At 43.6% G+C, this 19,276-nt stretch carries 12 protein-coding genes; 10 read left to right on the plus strand and 2 right to left on the minus strand.

What is annotated here, in order from left to right; translation table 11 throughout:
* Positions 1-238 precede the first annotated feature (238 nt).
* A complete protein-coding gene (locus ABF638_RS30570; RefSeq protein ID WP_435026621.1) occupies positions 239-406 on the plus strand; it encodes a hypothetical protein in 168 nt (55 codons plus the stop codon).
* Here ABF638_RS30570 and ABF638_RS30575 read toward each other — a convergent pair.
* Complete coding sequence (locus ABF638_RS30575) at positions 403-1,023, minus strand: DNA cytosine methyltransferase (protein ID WP_435026622.1); 621 nt, start codon at positions 1,021-1,023, stop codon at positions 403-405. The two genes, ABF638_RS30570 and ABF638_RS30575, sit on opposite strands and share 4 nt — an antisense overlap.
* A gap of 108 nt (positions 1,024-1,131) precedes the next feature.
* Positions 1,132-6,768, minus strand: coding sequence for a PAS domain S-box protein (locus tag ABF638_RS30580; protein ID WP_435026623.1), 5,637 nt, complete (start codon positions 6,766-6,768; stop codon positions 1,132-1,134).
* Positions 6,769-7,201: 433 nt separating this feature from the next.
* On the opposite strand from ABF638_RS30580, the gene ABF638_RS30585 reads away from it, so the two are divergent.
* The 9 genes from ABF638_RS30585 (at position 7,202) to ABF638_RS30625 (ending at position 19,131) form a co-directional block, all read left to right on the plus strand.
* Positions 7,202-7,492, plus strand: a complete 291-nt coding sequence (locus ABF638_RS30585) for a Nif11-like leader peptide family natural product precursor (RefSeq protein ID WP_435026625.1) — start codon at positions 7,202-7,204, stop codon at positions 7,490-7,492.
* Positions 7,493-7,719: 227 nt separating this feature from the next.
* Positions 7,720-8,001, plus strand: a complete 282-nt coding sequence (locus ABF638_RS30590) for a Nif11-like leader peptide family RiPP precursor (protein WP_435026626.1) — start codon at positions 7,720-7,722, stop codon at positions 7,999-8,001.
* Positions 8,002-8,025: 24 nt separating this feature from the next.
* On the plus strand, positions 8,026-8,316 hold the full coding sequence (locus ABF638_RS30595; RefSeq protein WP_435026627.1) for a Nif11-like leader peptide family natural product precursor: 291 nt from the start codon (positions 8,026-8,028) through the stop codon (positions 8,314-8,316).
* A 314-nt stretch (positions 8,317-8,630) separates the two neighbouring features.
* A complete protein-coding gene (locus tag ABF638_RS30600) occupies positions 8,631-11,933 on the plus strand; it encodes a type 2 lanthipeptide synthetase LanM family protein (protein WP_435026628.1) in 3,303 nt (1,100 codons plus the stop codon).
* A 291-nt stretch (positions 11,934-12,224) separates the two neighbouring features.
* Positions 12,225-14,306 carry a hypothetical protein gene (locus ABF638_RS30605; RefSeq protein WP_435026629.1) on the plus strand — a complete coding sequence of 694 codons (2,082 nt, stop codon included), beginning with the start codon at positions 12,225-12,227 and terminating at the stop codon, positions 14,304-14,306.
* A gap of 315 nt (positions 14,307-14,621) precedes the next feature.
* Positions 14,622-15,194: a PEP-CTERM sorting domain-containing protein gene (locus ABF638_RS30610; RefSeq protein WP_435026630.1), complete on the plus strand. Its 573-nt coding sequence runs from the start codon at positions 14,622-14,624 to the stop codon at positions 15,192-15,194.
* 352 nt (positions 15,195-15,546) lie between these two features.
* Positions 15,547-15,765: a hypothetical protein gene (locus ABF638_RS30615; RefSeq protein WP_435026631.1), complete on the plus strand. Its 219-nt coding sequence runs from the start codon at positions 15,547-15,549 to the stop codon at positions 15,763-15,765.
* A gap of 55 nt (positions 15,766-15,820) precedes the next feature.
* On the plus strand, positions 15,821-17,485 hold the full coding sequence (locus ABF638_RS30620) for an FAD-dependent oxidoreductase (RefSeq protein ID WP_435026632.1): 1,665 nt from the start codon (positions 15,821-15,823) through the stop codon (positions 17,483-17,485).
* A 245-nt stretch (positions 17,486-17,730) separates the two neighbouring features.
* The gene (locus tag ABF638_RS30625; protein WP_435026633.1) at positions 17,731-19,131 is read left to right on the plus strand and encodes an ATP-binding protein; all 1,401 of its coding nucleotides are present in this window, start codon (positions 17,731-17,733) and stop codon (positions 19,129-19,131) included.
* Positions 19,132-19,276 lie beyond the last annotated feature (145 nt).

Genomic DNA, 19,276 nt, shown 5'->3' on the forward strand with positions numbered 1-19,276 from the left:
CAGCCTATACCGAGAGAGCTTTTTTACAACATTCCCGACTTTTCAAACATCCTCTTAGACCGTGACGGAACATCATCAGCATAAGTGTATAATTATCACGGTGAGAATAACGTGCTTTGCGATGAATTCTAAAGCTGAAAGTATAGAGCCATTCTCGATCAGCAGCCATTATAGAAAATAAAACTACTCTTATTATTGAGCGGCAGTTTATAATATTTTACAAAGATGATTAAGAAAAATGATTAAGCCTAAAAATGTGTATCGTGGATACTCAATGGAAAAAGTTGGTCACGGTAAAAGAGCGGTATTTAAAACAACTATCAACGAAAAAGAATGGTCTGCCGTGACTGAATTAAACGTAAAAACAGCAATTGATGCTTGGATTGATGAAGGAATAGAGCCTTAGTGATGTTGTTGTTTAGGTAGTAGATGTGAATTAGGCATCGTGGGGATGAGATGAGCGATCGCCTCATACCAACCACAAGGTGTAGTTCCTGAAGGTAAAGCAACGCGACAACCCCTACTTGCAACCAAAACTAACCGCCGCCGCGCCTGGGGCAGTCCGAAGTCAGACATGTTGACGACACTGTAATTGACAAAGTGCCCCTCTTGCTCCAAAGCTGACAGGATGATACTGAAACTCTGACTGTTCTGATAGCGCGGAACATTTTCCAGTGTAAACACCCGTGGCTGTAACTGTCGGATGGCTTCTGCCACTGCGATCGCAGCCGTCAGGTCGTCAGCCGTTTCAAGCGCAACACCCGCTTTGGCTGTGTGAGCTTGGCTGAAGTTGGCGCACACCGGAGAGGCGTGGAGGTAATTGGGGCGGCGGGGAAAGCCTATGAATTCTGACCCTGCTACTTTTTGAACTGTTAGCTGAATTATTCTACAGCCGTACTCGCTAAAGTTGTGGTGATGGTTGAGAGCGATCGCCTGACTCATATCGTGTCCGGTTAAAGACTTATCATTAAGACGGCATGGGGGCAGGGGGCAGGGGGAAAGAGGGTTTCCTGGTTTTTGCACAGATGCAGGAATTATAACTAATTAGGCGGACATGATATCAAGTCTGGTTTTGTTCCCCTAAAAACAGCCCTCAAATATCCGACTTCCGGCAATTTACCCGCTCTGAACTCAGTTACAATTTTCCTCCGTTAATCCGATAATTTCATCAAAGCAGAAGCTTCTGACTAAATTTGCCAATTTTTCTGCTAAAGCAGAATGTGTTGGTGGAATTTGCTCAATTAGTTGGAAAATTCTTTCAGCATCGACTTCAACGGCTGCCTGATTAAGTTCTGTTATCCATTGGGCAGGCATAACGGTAATTGCAGAGCGAAGATCCAAGATGGATAATTGAATATTATCTACGTTGTTGTCTGTTGTATCTTCACTGCTCTCTTCTGCATATATATAACGTACCTGCAAATATTCAGCGATTTTTTCAAAAATCACTTGCTCCCGGAATGGCTTACGAACCAAGTCGTTGCAACCTGCGGCTAAGATACTTGCCTGTTGTTCTTCAAAAGCACTGGCGGTTAGGGCAATAATTACGGTGCGGTGATTTGTATTTATATTTCTTTCCCTGGCTCTAATCTCTTTTGTTGCATCGTAACCGTTCATTACAGGCATCCGCATATCCATCCAAATTAGGTGAGGTTGCCAGGTTTGCCAAATTGCGATCGCTTCTTGTCCATTATTCGCAGCCTCAATCTCAAAACCAATGCTACCAAGAAGTTGCACAATTAAATCGCGGTTTTCTTTGCGGTCATCCACTACCAGAACACGGTAAGATGGTTGGTCTGCTGCCAGCTTGAGTACACGTCCCTTACTCAATTTTGGTGTAGCTTTCAAAGCTGCGGCTAAATTCACTTGGATGTCAAAACTAAAAGTAGATCCTTGCCTAACGCTACTCGTCAAGTGAATATCGCCTCCCAGTAACCGCACAAATTGACGGCTGATAGTCAGCCCTAGTCCAGTTCCCTCCTTAGTTTGGATACCACTTGTTGTCTGGACAAAAGGCTGAAACAGGTTATTCATTTCTTCTGGTGCTATTCCCCGTCCAGTATCTTCGACTTCAAAGTGAAGGGATGGGGAAGAGGCAGAGGGGCAGAGAGGCAGAGGGGCAGAGGGGCAGAGGGGCAGAGGGGCAGAGGGGAAAGACTTACTGCAACTTCTCCCCTGCTCCCCTGCTCCCCTGCTCCCCTGCTCCCCTGCTCCCCTGCTCTCCTGCTCCCCACTCCCTAATCTGACTCGTAAAGTTACTCCCCCTGTTTGAGTAAACTTGACGGCATTACCCAAAAGGTTAATAAGAACTTGGCGAAGTTTCCCCTCGTCTGTTTGGATATAACGGGGAAGATTGGGAGCAATTTCAAATCTGAGGAACAATTGCTTTGTTTGTGCCCTTACCTGGAACATTTCTTGTAAGGTTTGCAACAGCAGATAAAGGTCGAAGTCTTCAGGGTTGAAAATGATTTGTCCAGCTTCAATTTTGGACATTTCTAGGACATCGTTAATCAGGTTTAGCAAGTGTTCTCCACTGCGGTTAATGGTAGCTAAAGATTCACGTTGGTTTGAGTTGAGACTAGTATCTCGTTCCATTAACTGAGAAAAACCCAGAATGGCATTCAAAGGTGTGCGAAGTTCGTGACTCATATTAGCGAGGAAAGCACTTTTGGCACGGTTGGCAGTTTCGGCGGCTTCTTTGGCAATTCTCAGCGCTTCTTCTGCCTGATGTCTGGCTCGACCGATCGCAATTATTTCACCTACCAGCTTTAATAGATTAAGATCCTCTTGACTCCAGGTTTGACACAAGTGAATCATCGCTGTACCGACAAATCCAACTACTTCGCCAGAGTGAAGCATGGGTACAGCAACTACAGACTTAAACGACATCCCCTCAAATAGCTTCCTCTCTGCTGTATCAGGTGGCAATTCTGCTACACAAGGGATTTGTATATGGTTGCCCAGCAGGATTGGAGCATAAAAATAGGGAAAACTTTCTACAGGTGATCCTTTGGCAAGATCAATCAATGGCTCGACACCTTCGCCACACCATTCATGAATGAGGTCGAACCGCCTTTGATCTCCGGATAATTCAAAGATGCAACTATGTTCGGCACTAATAAACTCAGCGATCGCTCGCAGTGTAAAATTAATTGCTGTTTCTAAATTTTGGTCAATAAATTGACGAGAAATGCTACTAAGTAAACTTTCTGCTTGAGTCCGACGTTGTAAAGCTGCTTCTGCTTGTTTGCGATCGCTAATATCACGAGCTACACCCACAATCTGAAAATTACCTTGGGCATCTTGTGTGCGGACTGCATTAGCAGTTAGCCAAACCCAGCCTTTAGTTCGATGTTTGGCGCGGTACTCAGTTCCCGAAATTCCCTCACCTGTTGCCAGGATAGTTTGGGCGGCTTCAAAACATATTGGCACATCATCAGGATGAGTAAAGGATGCCAAGGAATTACCTTCCATTTCGCTGGGGGCAAATCCTGTAGTGTTCAATATATTAGGAGAAATATAGTTGAAAACCCCATCAGGACTGATGACAAACAGCATATCGTTGACCTTTTCGACGATAGTGCGAAACTTTAACTCACTTTGCTGTAGGGCGGCTTCTGCTTGTTTGCGTTCCAATTCAGCACCGGCACGGGCAGCAAAAATTTTAAGAATGAGTTCCCGTCCCTGATCATGCTTCATTGGTTTGACATCTATTACTGCTAGATGTCCGATGATTTCGCCGGATGAACTGGTTAGAGGAACGCCAAAAAAACTCTCGGCATTCATCTTCACTAAATCTGCATCTTGGGGGAAAGCGGTTTGTACTGCTTGAGGGTAGTGACAGAGGTTGCCTTCCAAGGTATGTTCACAAGGAGTACCTTGCAATTCATACTCCAAGTTCTCGTTAATAGCCCCGCCACACCAAAAGGCTAAAGTGCGGACTTTAGTTTTTGGCTCATCACCAAACTCAGTGACTAGAGCATATTGAACTTGCAATACCTCAGCAAGGTAACGAACGCAAGAATTGAAAAATTCATCACCTGTTTTTGCTGCTGTACCCTCAACAATTAAGCGTAAAGCTTGTTCTTGCTGTTTGCGATCGCTAATATCTGTAAAAACAGAATCGAGACAGGATTCTTCGGCATTGAGGCGGAGTGACAACAGTAACCAAACAACTGAACCATCGAGCCGCCGCAGTGCTATTTCAAAATTACGAACTTCACCGTCTTTTTCTAACTCTGCTAGCATCCGCGTGCGATCGTCTGGATTAACATATAAGTCAGTTGTGAAATACTTGCCAACTAAATCAGCAGCAGAGGTAAAACCTAATATCTCAGCACCACGTTGATTAGCATCGATAATCAATCCATCTTTTTGGCAGGTGCGGAAAATCCCCACTTGGGAATTTTCAAAGATGTTGCGGTATTTCATTTCACTACGACGCAAGGCTTCTTCTGCTTGCTTGCGTTCTGTGATGTCGCGTCCCACACCCGCGATCGCAATTTCACCACTAGGAGTGTTGATTGTGGAAGTGTTAAAGTTGAACCATCGCCAGCTACCGTCTTTGTGTCGCAATCGCACCTCAATATCAGTCAGCTTTTCGCCAGTTAAAGCCCTTTGTAAGGCGGCAACACTAATTGCTAAATCTTCAGGTTTGGTAAACTCCACCACCGAATGACCTTCGATTTCCTCCAGGCTGTAACCCATAGTTGCAGTCACATTCGGCGAGTGATAAGTAAAAATTCCCTCTGGCGAGAGGACAAATATCAGATCATTGGCATTTTCAACAATGCTGCGGAATTTTAACTCACTTTCCTGGAGGGCTGCTTGGACGCGTTTGCGTTCTGTGGCATCGGTGCCGACTGAAAGTATTTCGACTAAGTTTCCTTGTTCATCTAATATGGGTTTATTGGCCCAGACTATCCAAACGCGATCGCCATTTTGGCATAAGTTTTCATTTTCGTTGAATAAATAGTTTTCTGGATGTTGACAAATATCAACCATTAATGTCTGTAAGTCGCGCCCAGAAGTTTCGGTTTCTGGAACAATTGTGCCGATAACATTACGCCCGATAATTTCATCTAAATCGAAACCAAAAATCCTTTGACCGTAATCATTTAAAAATATAATATTACCGTTACCGTCCCAACGCAGAATGATACAGTTGGCTGTTTGCACCAAATCTCGATACTGGACTTCGCTTTGTCGCAAGGCTTCCTCAGTACGTTTACGAGCAGTAATATCGCGCACTATCGCTAAGATGTGCGGCTTACCGTTGTAAACGCAAGTTGTCCCTTTCACTTCCACATCTATCAAAGTGCCATCTTTGCAGATATCAACTGCTGGCCCATAAAATTGCTCACCAGATTGCGTTGTTTCGAGAAACTCTAAAAAAACAGAATGTGAGTCTGGGTGAATGTAAACAGATGGATGTAACGTGAGAAATTCTTCATAAGAGTAACCGTGCATCTGACAAGCCGCCGGATTAACTTCGGTGACTTTTTCAGTTTCTATTTCAGTAATAAATAGTCCATCATTAATAGCTTCAAAAATACTGCGATATTGTAGCTCACTTTGTCGCAGAGCTTCTTCTGCCCTTTGGCGTTGGGTGATGTCGCGGAAACTCCACACTCTACCAATAATCTGTTCGCCGATGCGCTGAGGACAGGAATAGCGCTCAAATATTCTGCCATCTTGCAGTTCTAATGAGTCGTAACTAACTAGTTCCGGTTGTGAGTATAATTCTCGGACTCGTTGCAAAAATACATCTGGTTCTTTTAGCTGGTTTGCCAGATACACTAGCCGTTGAGGATGATCTGGTTCTGTCAAAAGTTCTGGTGGAATTGACCACATTTCTAAGAACTTTTGGTTGTAACTAGTGATATTACTTGAGCTATCGACTACTAAGATACCGTCTTGAATCGATTCAAAGATAGCGCTTAATAGAGACAAAGAGTTTTCTAAGGCTACTTGAGTTTGTTTGCGATCGCTCAAATCTCGCCCTAAAACCACCAGAGCTTTGCGTCTACCATCCTGGTGAAATAGGGGAGCTTTAATCATATCTACACTGCTCACCGTCCCATCAGGTCGGGGTATAACTTCTTCTACCCGATGCACACATCCCAACTGCCAAGCTTGTTCATCTGTTTTGTCGCAGTTGAGCAAAGCATCGTGATAAAAATTGCTAAATTCTGCTAGTTCTGAGTCTGCTTTACCTTGATAATCAACGCCTTCTAGCTGTAAAAATTCCAGGTTAGCCTGGTTTGACAGCAACCATTTTCCCTCGCCGTCTTTTAAACAGATAATATCTGGTGTAGCGTTAATTAATGTCTGCAACCGCTCCTCAATCTCTTGTAAGGATTCTTGAGTTCGTTGAGTCAGTGTGATATCCCGAATCACCAATATTGCACAGCGATCGTCAGTCAGTCCGGCACAGTTCCCAGAAATTTGTAGTGTTAAAGTATGCTCACCCTGCTGGAACTGGTAATTTGCTGTTTCGTACTCCCCATTGAGTATCCGTACATCAGGATAGCAGGGTAAAGCTACTGGTTGTCCTGCTTGTGCTAGGGGTAGCAAGTCAGTTAACTTCGCACCGGAGACAGTGTTGTGGGGTTGATTCACCAAACCCTCAAAGCTAGAATTACACCATTGAATGCGTCGGTCTTCTCCAATCCAGACTACAGCATCAGCGATCGCACCTAATGTCACTTCCATCTTGGTGAGGGTAGCTTGCAATTGCTTTACCTGCTCCAATTGTTTAGCGCTCATCACCAACTCCTTAATATCTCCTAGATAGATCAATCAATTTGGTATAGCGATTGTATCTTTAGTTGATCATCAGGATATTTAACTACAGCAAAACTACATATTGGCTTCAAATATTACAGCAGCTATGCAGATATCAGCATCATAGAGATAGCAGGGAGCAGGGGAGCAACAAGAGGGAAAAGGATGAAGAAGAAATAAACCCTTTCCCCCTTACCCATTCCCCTTTGCCCTTCTTACCCATGCCCAATGCCCCATTCCCAATGCCCCATCCCCAATTAATCTGTGCTGAAAAATCTTTCCGCAATTGCACTTATCTCCCCTACTTCTCCCCTATTTCTGTCTAAATTCAAATCAGAAAAGCAGAGAACACCGCCCAAAACAAGCGCACAATCTCTGCCGTATCAATAAGTCAACAAAAACGGAGAAGAAACGTATGCTACACCAAATCAAAGATTTGCTTCAAAACGCCCAACTACAACAGCAAGTAGAAGCAGCAGCTAACCAAGCAGAAGCCATCAAAGTGCTAGCGATCGCTAGTGCAGAGAAAGGTTATAACTTCACAGTTGAAGCCATCTCTCAAATGCTGTCCGAATTGACCTTTGTGGACTCCAACGAACTGAGTGAAGAAGAATTACTTAGTGTAAGTGGTGGAGCGATGTCTGATAGTGCGCCTAAGCTATGTCATACAGCGGGCTGTGGTGGCGGACACTGCTCGGTGCAATGATGCCTGATAGTGCGCCAAGGTAGAGGGTAGGGGTAGAAATAAGTAATACCTAGTTTTCAATCCTCCAATTAATCTGTGCTGAAAAATTTTTCCGCAATTGTAACTATCTCCCCTATTTCTCCCCTATTTATCTCTAAATTCAAATCAGAAAAGCAGAGAACACCGCCCAAAACAAGCGCACAATCTCTGCCGTATCAATTAAGTCAACAAAAACGGAGAAGAAACGTATGCTACACCAAATTAAAGAATTGCTTCAAAACGCCCAACTACAACAGCAAGTAAAAGCAGCAGCTAACCAAGCAGAAGCCATCAAAGTGCTAGCGATCGCTAGTGCAGAGAAAGGTTATAACTTCACAGTTGAAGCCATCTCTCAAATGCTGGCCGAACTAACCTTTGTGGATTCCAACGAACTGAGTGAAGAAGAATTACTTAGTGTAAGTGGTGGATTGATGGCTGATAGTGCGCCTAAGCTATGTCATACAGAAGGCTGTGGTGGCGGACACTGCTAAAAAAGGTATTAGGAGAATGTAATTATGTTGTCACAAATTAAAAACCTACTCCAAAACACCCAGTTACGTGAGAATATGCAAGCAGCAGTTTCCCAAACAGATGCCATTAAACTGTTGTTAATTGCCAGTACAGAAAAAGGTTATAACTTCACAGTTGAAAGCGTAGCTCAAATACTGGCAGAGTTGACCTTTGTAGACTCCAACGAACTGAGTGAAGAGGAATTACTCAGTGTTAGCGGCGGGATGATGGCTGATAGTGCGCCCAAACTATGTCATACAGATTCCTGTGGTGGTGGACACGCTGGTTGCTGCTAAAAAAAGTATGTAGGTTCAATGCAGAAGTAGATGCTGCATAACACAATACTGCTCGGTTAAAGGGAAAAGGGTAAGGAGAAAAGGAGCGGAAGGCTCGATATATAAGGTTTTTTACCCTTTAACCTTTTTCCTTTCCCTCAAAACCCGACAAGTATTGCTGCATAACAGATTCCTTCTTTGCTTTTTTTATGAAGGTAAAGAGGGAATTTCATTCATAATTCTCACCAACTTTAAGAAAATATAATTCTGACTCCTATTTTCTGCCTTATTCCATTGATACCTCTGTTTTAACTCCCATTATGAGAAATCCAGCTATGGTTCAACAAGTTGTTCGCTTATCCCAACAGAAAACATCAGACAATTTAAGGGCGATCGCAGCCAATGCTAGCTTTCTCTGGGAACGTCTTGATGAAAGCAGATTTGCAGTCGATCGAGTCAATGAACAAGAAATTAACCGTCGTAGACATCGCTGGTGCGAAGTTGCAGCAGAAGGTAAATGGGATACATTGCACAAACGCTTACAGTGGGAAGGGCTAGACCTCGATACTGTTACTTCCAGATTGGGAACTATCGAGTTACTTGCCGATCAACCTTTGCCTGAGTGGGCAGAAACCTTGCAGCAAATCATCCAAACCGCTACAGGATTCAATTCTGCAACCGAAGTATTTCTACCAATCGATTCACAAAATCCGATTACCTTTGAAGATGTCCTTTTGCCTGCTATTTTGGTAGCCAGACAGCAATTACTGACTCGCTGCGGCAGTCAATTCACCCAAGATTATCTTCCCTTATCGATTCTTTCCCACAACGCTTACAGTTCTCTAGAACGAGGTCTACTGAAACGATTAGCAGGAATTTGCACTAAGACATTAGATTTTGAATTTTCTCAGGTGCGTCCCTTTGGTCAAAGCTTGCTCGGCTTACTAGGGCTGGAAACACAAAACAATAACACTCACTACACCAAGTTCGTCAATCAACTCCTAGAAGATGGAATGCTGGCCTTCTTCCAAAAGTATCCAGTTCTCGGTCGGTTAGTGGCAACAGCGGTCAATTTTTGGGTTGAGTTCACTGCTGAATTTCTCGAACGTTTAGTTGCAGATAGGACAGATATTCAACGAACTTTTGATGAAAGAATTATCCCATTTTCTCAAAACAAAGTTACCGAAATTCAAACCTCCATTTCCGATGCACACAAACGCGGACGAACGGTGATTTCGCTCACCTTTGAGTCTGGACTTAAACTTGTTTATAAACCCAAAGATTTAGGACTAGAAGTTGTCTTTAACCAATTTTTGGATTGGTGCAATCAACACAGCGATCTTTTAGATTTTAAAGTTATTCAGGTACTAGAGCGCAACGGTTACGGTTGGGTGGAACATGTTGAACAGTTGCCTTGTGTGGATGAAGCAGCTGCGAAACGATTCTATCAGCGTTCTGGGATGTTGTTGTGTGTGCTTTACGCTTTGCGGGGAACAGATTGCCATTACGAAAACTTAATTGCCAATGGCGAACATTTGGTGCTGATTGACATGGAAACGCTGCTGCACCATGAACCGAATCTCATTGAAGACTCACCACTTACCCAAGATTTAGAAACAACCGCCACCCGACAATTTTGGGATTCCGTACTCCGCACCGGACTTTTACCGCGTTGGGACTTTAGTGGCGATCGCAGCGTCGCTTATGATATTAGCGGATTAGGCAGCACAGATCCCCGATTATCTCCCCGCAAAGTGCCGCGCTGGCAGAACATTAATACAGATAATATGCATCTGTTGTCTGAGCCTGTAACCTTGCCGATTGGGAAAAATGTGCCGTTCTTAGGTGAAGTTGTTCTGTCTCCAAACGATTATCAACAACAAATCACCACTGGATTTGAGCAGATGTATTGCTTTTTGATGGCGCACAAAGATTTCTTAATTTCACGCCAAAGTTTGCTATCTGCTATGCAAAATCAGCAGGTGCGTTTTATCTTCCGCAACACCCGCATTTATGGCATCATCCTCCAAAAAGCTTTAGCACCCGATTACCTCAAACATGGTGTAGATTACAGCATTCAACTCGATGTTCTCAGCCGTGCTTTTCTAGTTGCTCTGGAAAAACCAAACGCCTTTCCCGTTTTGAGCGCAGAACTCCGAGCGATGGAACAATTGGATATTCCCTTCTTCACGGCTAGCGCGGTGGTTGATGAACTGAGTTTAAACGGTTCTTCTTCCATTCCCAACTACTTCAAGCAATCCAGTTACCAAGACCTGCTCAACCAGTTACAATCTCTAGATGAAACCGACTTAGCTCGACAAGTAGCGATTATTCAAGGCTCCTTCGATGCCAAAATTGCAACCACTTTCAGCCGCCAAGGTGGGCAATGGCAGGGCGAATCGTTACCGTTGCTGAATTCGGAACAATTGATTGCCGAAGCCAAAGAAATCGCCACTCAACTAGAAACCAGAGCCATTTCTGACCCTGATGGCAGCATTAACTGGATTGGCTTAGACTTTATACCTCGCGCCGAACGATATCAACTGCAAGTATTAAACAATTCTCTTTGTGATGGACGCTCTGGAGTTGCTTTGTTTTTAGCTGCACTAAGTCAAGTAACTGGTGATTCCCGTTACCGTGATTTAGCATTGAGGACAGTACAATCTCTGCGTCGCCAAATCCACACCATTGAGCCAGAAACTTGGGAACGCATGGCTCGTTTCATGGGCGTTGGGGGTGCAACAGGTTTAGGATCGATGATCTATAGCCTGGTGAAAATTAGTCAACTCCTCAACGATCCAACGCTGTTGCCAGACGCTCAAGTATTAGCCGAGTTGATGACACCAGAACTAATTGCTGCCGACGAACACTTGGATATTATGAGCGGAGCAGCGGGGGCAATTCTAGGGTTATTATCCCTGTATCAAGCCACAGGAGAAGCAACCGTTTTAGAAAAAGCGATCGCCTGTGGACAACATTTAATCAACCGTCAAGTTAGCCACAATGGTGCGCCCAAAGCTTGGCATACTTATTGGGATAAGCCCTTAACTGGCTTTTCTCATGGAGCCGCAGGCATTTCTTACGCCTTGCTCAGACTTTATGCCGCCACCTCAGAGGGCAAGTACTTAGAAGCAGGTTTAGCAGGAATTGAGTATGAGCGTAGCGTCTTTTGCCAGTCCACTGCCAACTGGCCTGACTTCCGCAGAATGGGACAATCAGGACAACCTGACTTTGCAAATAAGTGGTGTCATGGTGCAGCCGGCATTGGTTTGGGACGCTTAGGCAGTTTGAGAATCGTGGAAACGCCGGAAATTCAACAAGAAATTGAAATTGCTCTCCAAACTACTCAGAATTTTGGCTTACAGGCGATCGATCACTTATGCTGTGGCAACTTTGGTAGGGCGGAAGTGCTGTTAGTCGGTGCAAAAATCTGTTCCCGTCCTGATTGGCATCAAATTGCTCACCAGAATGTAACGAATGTTGTAGCTAGAGCCAAGCGAACTGGAGCTTATCAACTGTTCCCCAACTTACCCAATTCTGTATTTAATCCTGGCTTTTTACCCGGTATATCTGGAATTGGTTATCAATTGCTGCGTTTGGCTAACAATGACTTACCTTCAATATTATTGTGGGATTGAGCTTGTTGTTAGTACCTAAAAATAGCTTTTGACCACACCCTATTAGCGTAAACTAATAGGGTCATAACTAGCCTTTTCAAGGTGTTAGCTGCTGATAAAGGCTACGGCACGAAACAAAAAATTTAAATTTTTATTTACCATATTTTACAAAGGCATAAAAGCATAAAATATACACGGAATTTAACAAATCTTTTTTTATCGCGAACGAATACAAGAAAATTTTCTAGTGTCCTGATAACTATGTAATGGCGTGGTATATCTACTTAGAGTTTTTTAGTAACAGTCGGCTCAATGAAACAAAAAAAAACCAGCCATAAATATAGTGTAAGTAGATGGTTATCTGCGTTGAAAACTAAGATTTTCTTATTACTGAGCATTTTTATTACTACTAGTTTTGGTATTGTGTTATCAAATTTGTTGATAACAAGCCAGCCAGCTTTCGCAAAGATTGACATTTTGCAACCAGCACCAACTCAACCAGTAGGCTACTACGATTATTTCGGTAAACTCCTCAGCCCCCAAGAAGCATCACAACTGGTTTCCAGTAAAGGACTTAATCCTCAAGACCCTATTTCTTATGAAAAAATAGGCGCAGTTCATATTACTAAAGAATTAATTGCCCGAGGTGAAGATATATTTTTCAATCGACCTTTAGGCGATTTGTTTGGTTTGCAAGGTGTGTTTGGTATTGGAAAAGGTTCAGCGATTCTTTCGGATGAATTTACTACAGCAATTATTAATTTGCAGGGTCAGCCAAGCAATAATTTAAAAATTGTCTTGCAGAAAGATATACCTATAGGTAGTCGGATTTTACGAAAAGGTACAGCCATAAATACAGGCTTAAAGGTAGAAAAAGGATCAACTTCTCCTTTAGGAACAACAGGAAATGGGCAAAGTAGCTGTGCATTTTGCCACGCTAGTCTTTCTAAAGAAGGTAAACGTCTTCCTGGTGTAGCAAATGGTGAAATAGCATTTCCCTTATTTCTAGGTTTAGCGCCAAATTCATCTGCTGCTTTCTCACGCACCAAACTCAATCCCTTAGATCCAAAATATCAAGGCAATGGCAAAACTATTATTGACAGGAAAGGTAATTTAGTAAAACTGCCCGATCCTGAAAAGTTTGAGAAGGCTTTTGATGATATTTTATGGCAATTACCTTTTGGTAATTTTGAAAGTTCCACAGATGGAATTAAAAATACCACTAAAATTCCCAACAATTTCACCTTTAAAACTTTTCCTTACACTGCCTCTGGAGAAGCTGCCGTTGGCCCGTTTGCAGGATTGAGTGCTTTCAACAGTGCTGTTCACTCTTCAGAAACGAACATCCTTGCATCATACGAACTAATTGCCAAAAGTCTGAATATTGACCCAGAAGTTTATCTTGGTACTGCTCTTCAAAATGCTGCTGACGAAAGAATACGTTTGCCAGAAGGATCTCCTATAAAACCTTCAGAGTTTCTACGGGCGATCGCACCAGACCCTAATCAAGCAGAGTTACAAGATCAAGTTGTTGCTCCTGGTGTTGGTAACTATCCAGACTTGAAACCCAGCAGATCGTTGACAGCTAATGGATTAATTTTTAGTCCCCCGACTGGCAATCCTTTAGATAATGCCAGTGGCAAATTCATGTTTGCGAATAACGCCATGTCTGCTTTTCAAAATAGCTTAGTACCACCTGCTAACAAGACTCCTGAAAACTGGCAGGCACTGAATAATAATTCAGTTAAACGTGGGGCGAAAGTGTTTGAAAAGGCTAATTGTGCAACTTGCCATATTCCCCCTTTCTTCACTGACAACAAAGTTTACCCAGTTGAGAAAATTGGTACTAATCCAGCCCGTGCCCAGTCTCGCTTGGCACTGTTGAAATTCTCAGTGCTTCCCAAGCTATACAGTTTCAATACTCCTGTTCCTATACCTGCTGACGCAAAAGTGTTGGATGTCCCAACCACAGGCATTTCTGATAACCCCACTAATCAATTACCAAATGGTGGCTACAAAACTACTCCCTTACGTGGCCTTTATTTAAACCCACCCTATTTACATGATGGTGGTGTAGCAGTACGTGCTGGTAGTTTAAAATTTGACTCTAATGCCGATTTCACTGTTGTTGATCGTACTGGATTAGGGCTGCCTGGCACTCTACGCCAAGGCATACCAGCCGATGCTGCTAGCAGCTTAAGAGCTTTAGTTGATCGTGAACTTCGTGCCAAAGTCATCAAAGCTAACAAAGCTGACGCTGATTTAGTAAGTAGTAACCTTGATGGTACAGGTCATAAATTTTATGTAGACAGTCAAGCTGGATTTAATCCTAAACAGCAAACAGACCTGATTAATTTTTTACTGGCGCTTGATGATAACCCTGGTAATTTCTAATTGAGACTGAGGCTGATACAAAGAGTGAATCTACCTTTCATCGGACGCTAACTTCCAGCAAAAGGAATCCAGAGTTGCGTTCAAAGGTATTACTTTTTGGCGTTGCTGAATCAAGGGATGATTCTTGTAGGGTGGGCGACACGAGCGCCCTGAAATATAAGGGACGGGCATCTTGCCCGTCCCACAAAACTAGCAAAATCATCCCGCAAATATGCAACGCCTAATTTTTGTTTGGAAACAGGGATTTGGGAGCCAGAAGAAAGAAAATTCTGGCTCCTAACAGAATTTTTACTTTATTTTTTGGAGAATTATCTGATGGAATTAGTCAAAAAGCTTGGCATTGCTACCGCCAGTGCTGTTGTCGGCTTGACTGTTGTCGGTACATATTCTACAGCGCAAGCTGTACAGTTATTTGATTTTCAGTATTCTTTTCCCAGTTACGAAGCAAATGGTACGGCGATTTCAGCTAGTGGCACTCTTACTACAACTGATCTAGACCCCATAAACAACAATTACACAATCACAGGTATAAGTGGGACAAGGACAAATCAAGGAATTGCAGAGACAATAATCGGGTTGCTCTCACCAGGTACATACGGTGTCAACGATAATCTGTTGAATGCGAGTAAGCCACTGTTAACCACGAACGGTTTTTCTTACCTGGTTTCCGGTAGTGGGGAAGACGGTCAGGGGAACGTTAACGTATTCTATAGTAGTTTGAGTGAAGGTTATTCAGAGCTTTCAAGTGATGTAGATTATGGCAACTTTAGTATCAATCCACGTTCTGTTCCCGAACCTCATACAGTAGGTGGCTCATTAATTGCTCTTGGTTTTGGCTGGTGGAGGAAACGAAAGCAAGCAGTAGCTTGCCGAAACAAAGCCTCATAAAAGCATTTAGGGGTAAAAGTAGCCTAATGCAGCAGACTATTGCTCTGGCAGTAATAGTCTGCTCGATCGTTGGAAGTTGTAGACTGTCCAGAATATATCGCGTAAACCGGGTACTATTGCTAAGAATCAATGAGGCCACCGCCCCCAACTCGTCTACCAAACAAGCATTACAAATCTAGATAATACTTTATACCGAGCAAGGTGCGATCGCTCCTCAATACCGCACTTGATCGCAAAGCTCGTTATTCTCGCCGTGATTATACACTGATGGTGAATCACCTAAAGCTGATTAGTGCAATACTGGTGTTAAACCTTCTTCCAAAGTCCAATAATGTGCAGGGAGATGAACAGTATGGCTGAACACGTATTTCATGACCAACTGAGTCTAGAGGAACAAACCGAAAAACTTGGAAAGCAAGCATTGAGCTTGGGTTTGATTCCCAGCTTTGTGGTACATTACTTTCCCGATACCTGGGTATTTTATATACCAAATGAAAGTCAATCCGAACCTCTGACACCAGAAGAGGCATACTTTCGTTTAAAACAACTGGTTGAACAGAAGATATCTTGACAACAGATTTTTGAAAAAAACGGCTAGGCACTGCAATTGTTGAGTAACAGTAATTATGGCGAAACCAGCAATTTTAACCGTCGATGATGATCCAGAGGTGCTGCAAGCAGTGTCACGGGACTTGCGTCATCAGTATGGCGATCGCTTCCGTATTGTTCGGGCAGATTCGGGTATTAGCGCTCTGGATGTGGTGCAGCAACTCAAATTACGCAATGAAGCTGTTGCTCTATTTTTGGTAGATCAACGTATGCCCCAGATGGGAGGTGTAGAGTTCCTAGAACAGGCAAAAGGCATTTTTCCCGATGCCAAACGTGCCTTGTTGACGGCGTATGCAGATACGGATGCTGCCATTAAATCAATTAATAGTGCCAGACTTGATTATTATTTACTCAAGCCCTGGAATCCACCAGAAGAGAAGCTATATCCGGTTTTAGATGATTTGCTCGATGACTGGCTAGCTGGATTTCGCCCACCCTTTGAAGGGATTCGAGTCATTGGTAATCGCTGGTCGCCTTTTTCACATCAGGTTAAAGATTTCCTAGCACGTAACCAGATTCCATTTAAGTGGTTAGATATTGAACTTGAACCAGAGGCGGCCAAATTGGTGGAATACGCCCAAGCTGATTGTAGACAACAATTGCCCTTGGTGCTGTTTCCTGATGGTTCTCGGTTAATTCAACCATCTAATTTAGAGATTGCTGCCAAAATTGGACTGCAAACTCAGGCAGAGCGTCCATTTTATGATTTGGCGATCGTGGGTGCTGGTCCTGCCGGACTGGCCGCCGCCGTCTATGGCGCTTCCGAAGGATTGAGTACTGTCTTAATTGAGCGGGAAGCGCCAGGAGGACAAGCAGGCACGAGTTCGCGGATTGAGAACTATTTGGGGTTTCCTATTGGCTTGAGTGGTAGTGATTTGGCAAGGCGGGGAGTCACCCAAGCGCGGCGATTTGGGGTAGAGATTCTCACACCTCAAGTAGTAACTGGAGTTAGGCTGGAAAATCCTTATCGGATTCTGCAATTGGCGGATGGGAGCGAGATTAGTTGCCATGCACTTTTAGTTGCAACCGGCGTTTCCTACCGTTGGCTAAAGGTTCCAGGAGCCGAAAAGCTGACAGGGGCAGGAATTTACTATGGTGCTGCCATGACTGAAGCGATCGCCTGTAGCAACGAAGAGGTTTACTTGGTAGGTGGGGCAAACTCTGCTGGACAAGCAGCAATGCATTTTTCTAAGTATGCCAGCAAAGTGATCATGTTGGTGCGGGGTGAGTCACTATCATTGAGTATGTCCCAATACTTGATTGACCAAATTGCCGCGACTGAAAATATCCAAGTTTGTACAGGTTGCAGCGTCGTGGAAGTGAAGGGAGAGAAACATTTAGAAGAAATTGTGATTGCTCATGCCAAGACTGGAGAAACTGAAACCGTAGCAGCGCGATCGCTCTTTATTTTCATCGGTGCTAGCCCCAAAACAGATTGGCTCGATGGTGTTATTCAACGCGATGCTCAGGGGTTTATCATTACAGGGCCAGACTTAGTGCATAATGACAAATCTCCTCGTGGTTGGAATTTGGAACGCTCTCCTTTTTTGCTAGAAACCAACATTCCAGGCATCTTCGCAGCCGGAGATGTCCGCTATGGCTCAATTAAGCGCGTGGCATCCGGTGTGGGAGAAGGTTCGATCGCTATTCAATTCGTTCACCGCTATTTAAGTAATGTTTAGCTAATTCGTAATTCGTAATTCGTAATTCGTAATTCGTAATTAATGACAAACTACACAAAGCTTACTCAAAGAGGTTTTCCATCTTTTAGCCTACTCTTGAAACAATACTTTCTTTTACATTTGGTATTTAGATCAATTCTCCAAAATAATACTACAAATGCAAGCTACAAAGCCCAGGTTAAATCTAACCCTCTTAATTACGAATTACGAATTACGAATTACGAACTAGTATAGGGGGTTTATTAATGTTATGTATTGAGGAATTAGTCAACTTAGACGCGTTTCAACAGCTTCCCAAAGAGCGATTACAGTGGGTTTGCGATCGCGCTCAAGTAGTTGAACTTTCTGCTGGAGAAGTGTTGTCCCATGAGGGAGATCCTGTATGTCGCTTATTTATCTTAGTCAAAGGTAAAATTAAGATCACTCGCCGCAGTGAAGGAGTTGAAATTCCCATCGGGCAACATGAAGCCCCATCCTTTTTTGGTGAAATTCCAGTACTCACAGGCGAACCTGCACCTGTGACAATGCGGGCATTGACAAATTGCCGCATTTATGAAGTGAAGGGAGAAGACTTTCGTACACTGCTGCATGAATGTCGTGATTTTGAGCAGATGGTCTTCCGAATTATGCAAAGTCGTGTCCGGGGGCTAGAGTCTTTCATTCGTGGGCGGGAAAAGATGGCAGCTTTAGGGACACTTGCCGCCGGATTAGCTCATGAACTCAACAACCCAGCCGCAGCCCTGGTTCGGACTTTAGGAGAAATGCCAGCCGCCATCCTAGAGTTACAACGAATGAACTTAGTTTATGGGCAACGCAATGTTGACGAAGCCCATACTCAACACTGGTTGAGAGTACGCGATCAAGGCTATGATGCGATTTTGAATAATCGCCTAGATCCGGTGACTTTAAGCGATCGCGAATCCATATTGCTGGAATGGTTAGAAGATTATGGTGTGAAGCAAGCATGGAAATTGGCAGAACCTTTAGCGGAAGGTGGTGTTGAGGTTGAAAGCCTAGAGCAATTAATGGAACGTTGGCGCAACGACAACACGGAATTGCGAGAAATGGGATTGCACTGGCTAGCGCTTTCCTTTGAAGTCATGTCAATGATTAAACATGGTTTGCGAGGCTCTGAGAGGATTTCCGAACTTGTGCAAGCGATGAAGTCTTATTCTTACCTCGATCAAGGCACTCAGCAAGAAGTAGATATACATCAAGGCTTGGAAGATACCTTGCGATTGTTTGCTCATAAACTCAAGTGCGGTGTCCAAGTGCAACGCAATTACGATCGAGGTCTTCCAAAAATCTTTGCCTATGGCAGTGAACTGAATCAGGTGTGGACAAACTTAATTGACAACGCCATTGATGCAATGGATGGTAAGGGATTGCTGGAAATTACAACATACCATTGCGATCGCTATGCCCATATTGACATCATCGATTCTGGCAGTGGAATTCCACTTGAAATTAAAACGCGCGTTTTTGAACCCTTCTTCACCACCAAGTCAGTCGGGCATGGATCGGGATTGGGTTTAGAAACCACTCGCCGGATTGTAGAGAATCGCCATCACGGTACACTTTCATTTGAGTCGCAGCCAGGTAGAACTTGTTTCACCATCTGCTTGCCTTTGACATCAGAAATTTGACTTAAGTAAACTTTGTAAACCTGACTTGCCAATAATATCTGACTTTTCCCTCTTATCTGAAAAACCTCTCTTCTATTTCTCTCTCCTACAAGGCTACGGTGTACACACAAGTCGAAAAAAGCTTGATTTTCCATTCTTCTCTCGT

The sequence above is a fragment of the Nostoc sp. CALU 1950 genome (genome assembly GCF_051172895.1).
GTDB classification, from domain to species: Bacteria; Cyanobacteriota; Cyanobacteriia; order Cyanobacteriales; family Nostocaceae; genus Nostoc; species Nostoc edaphicum_A.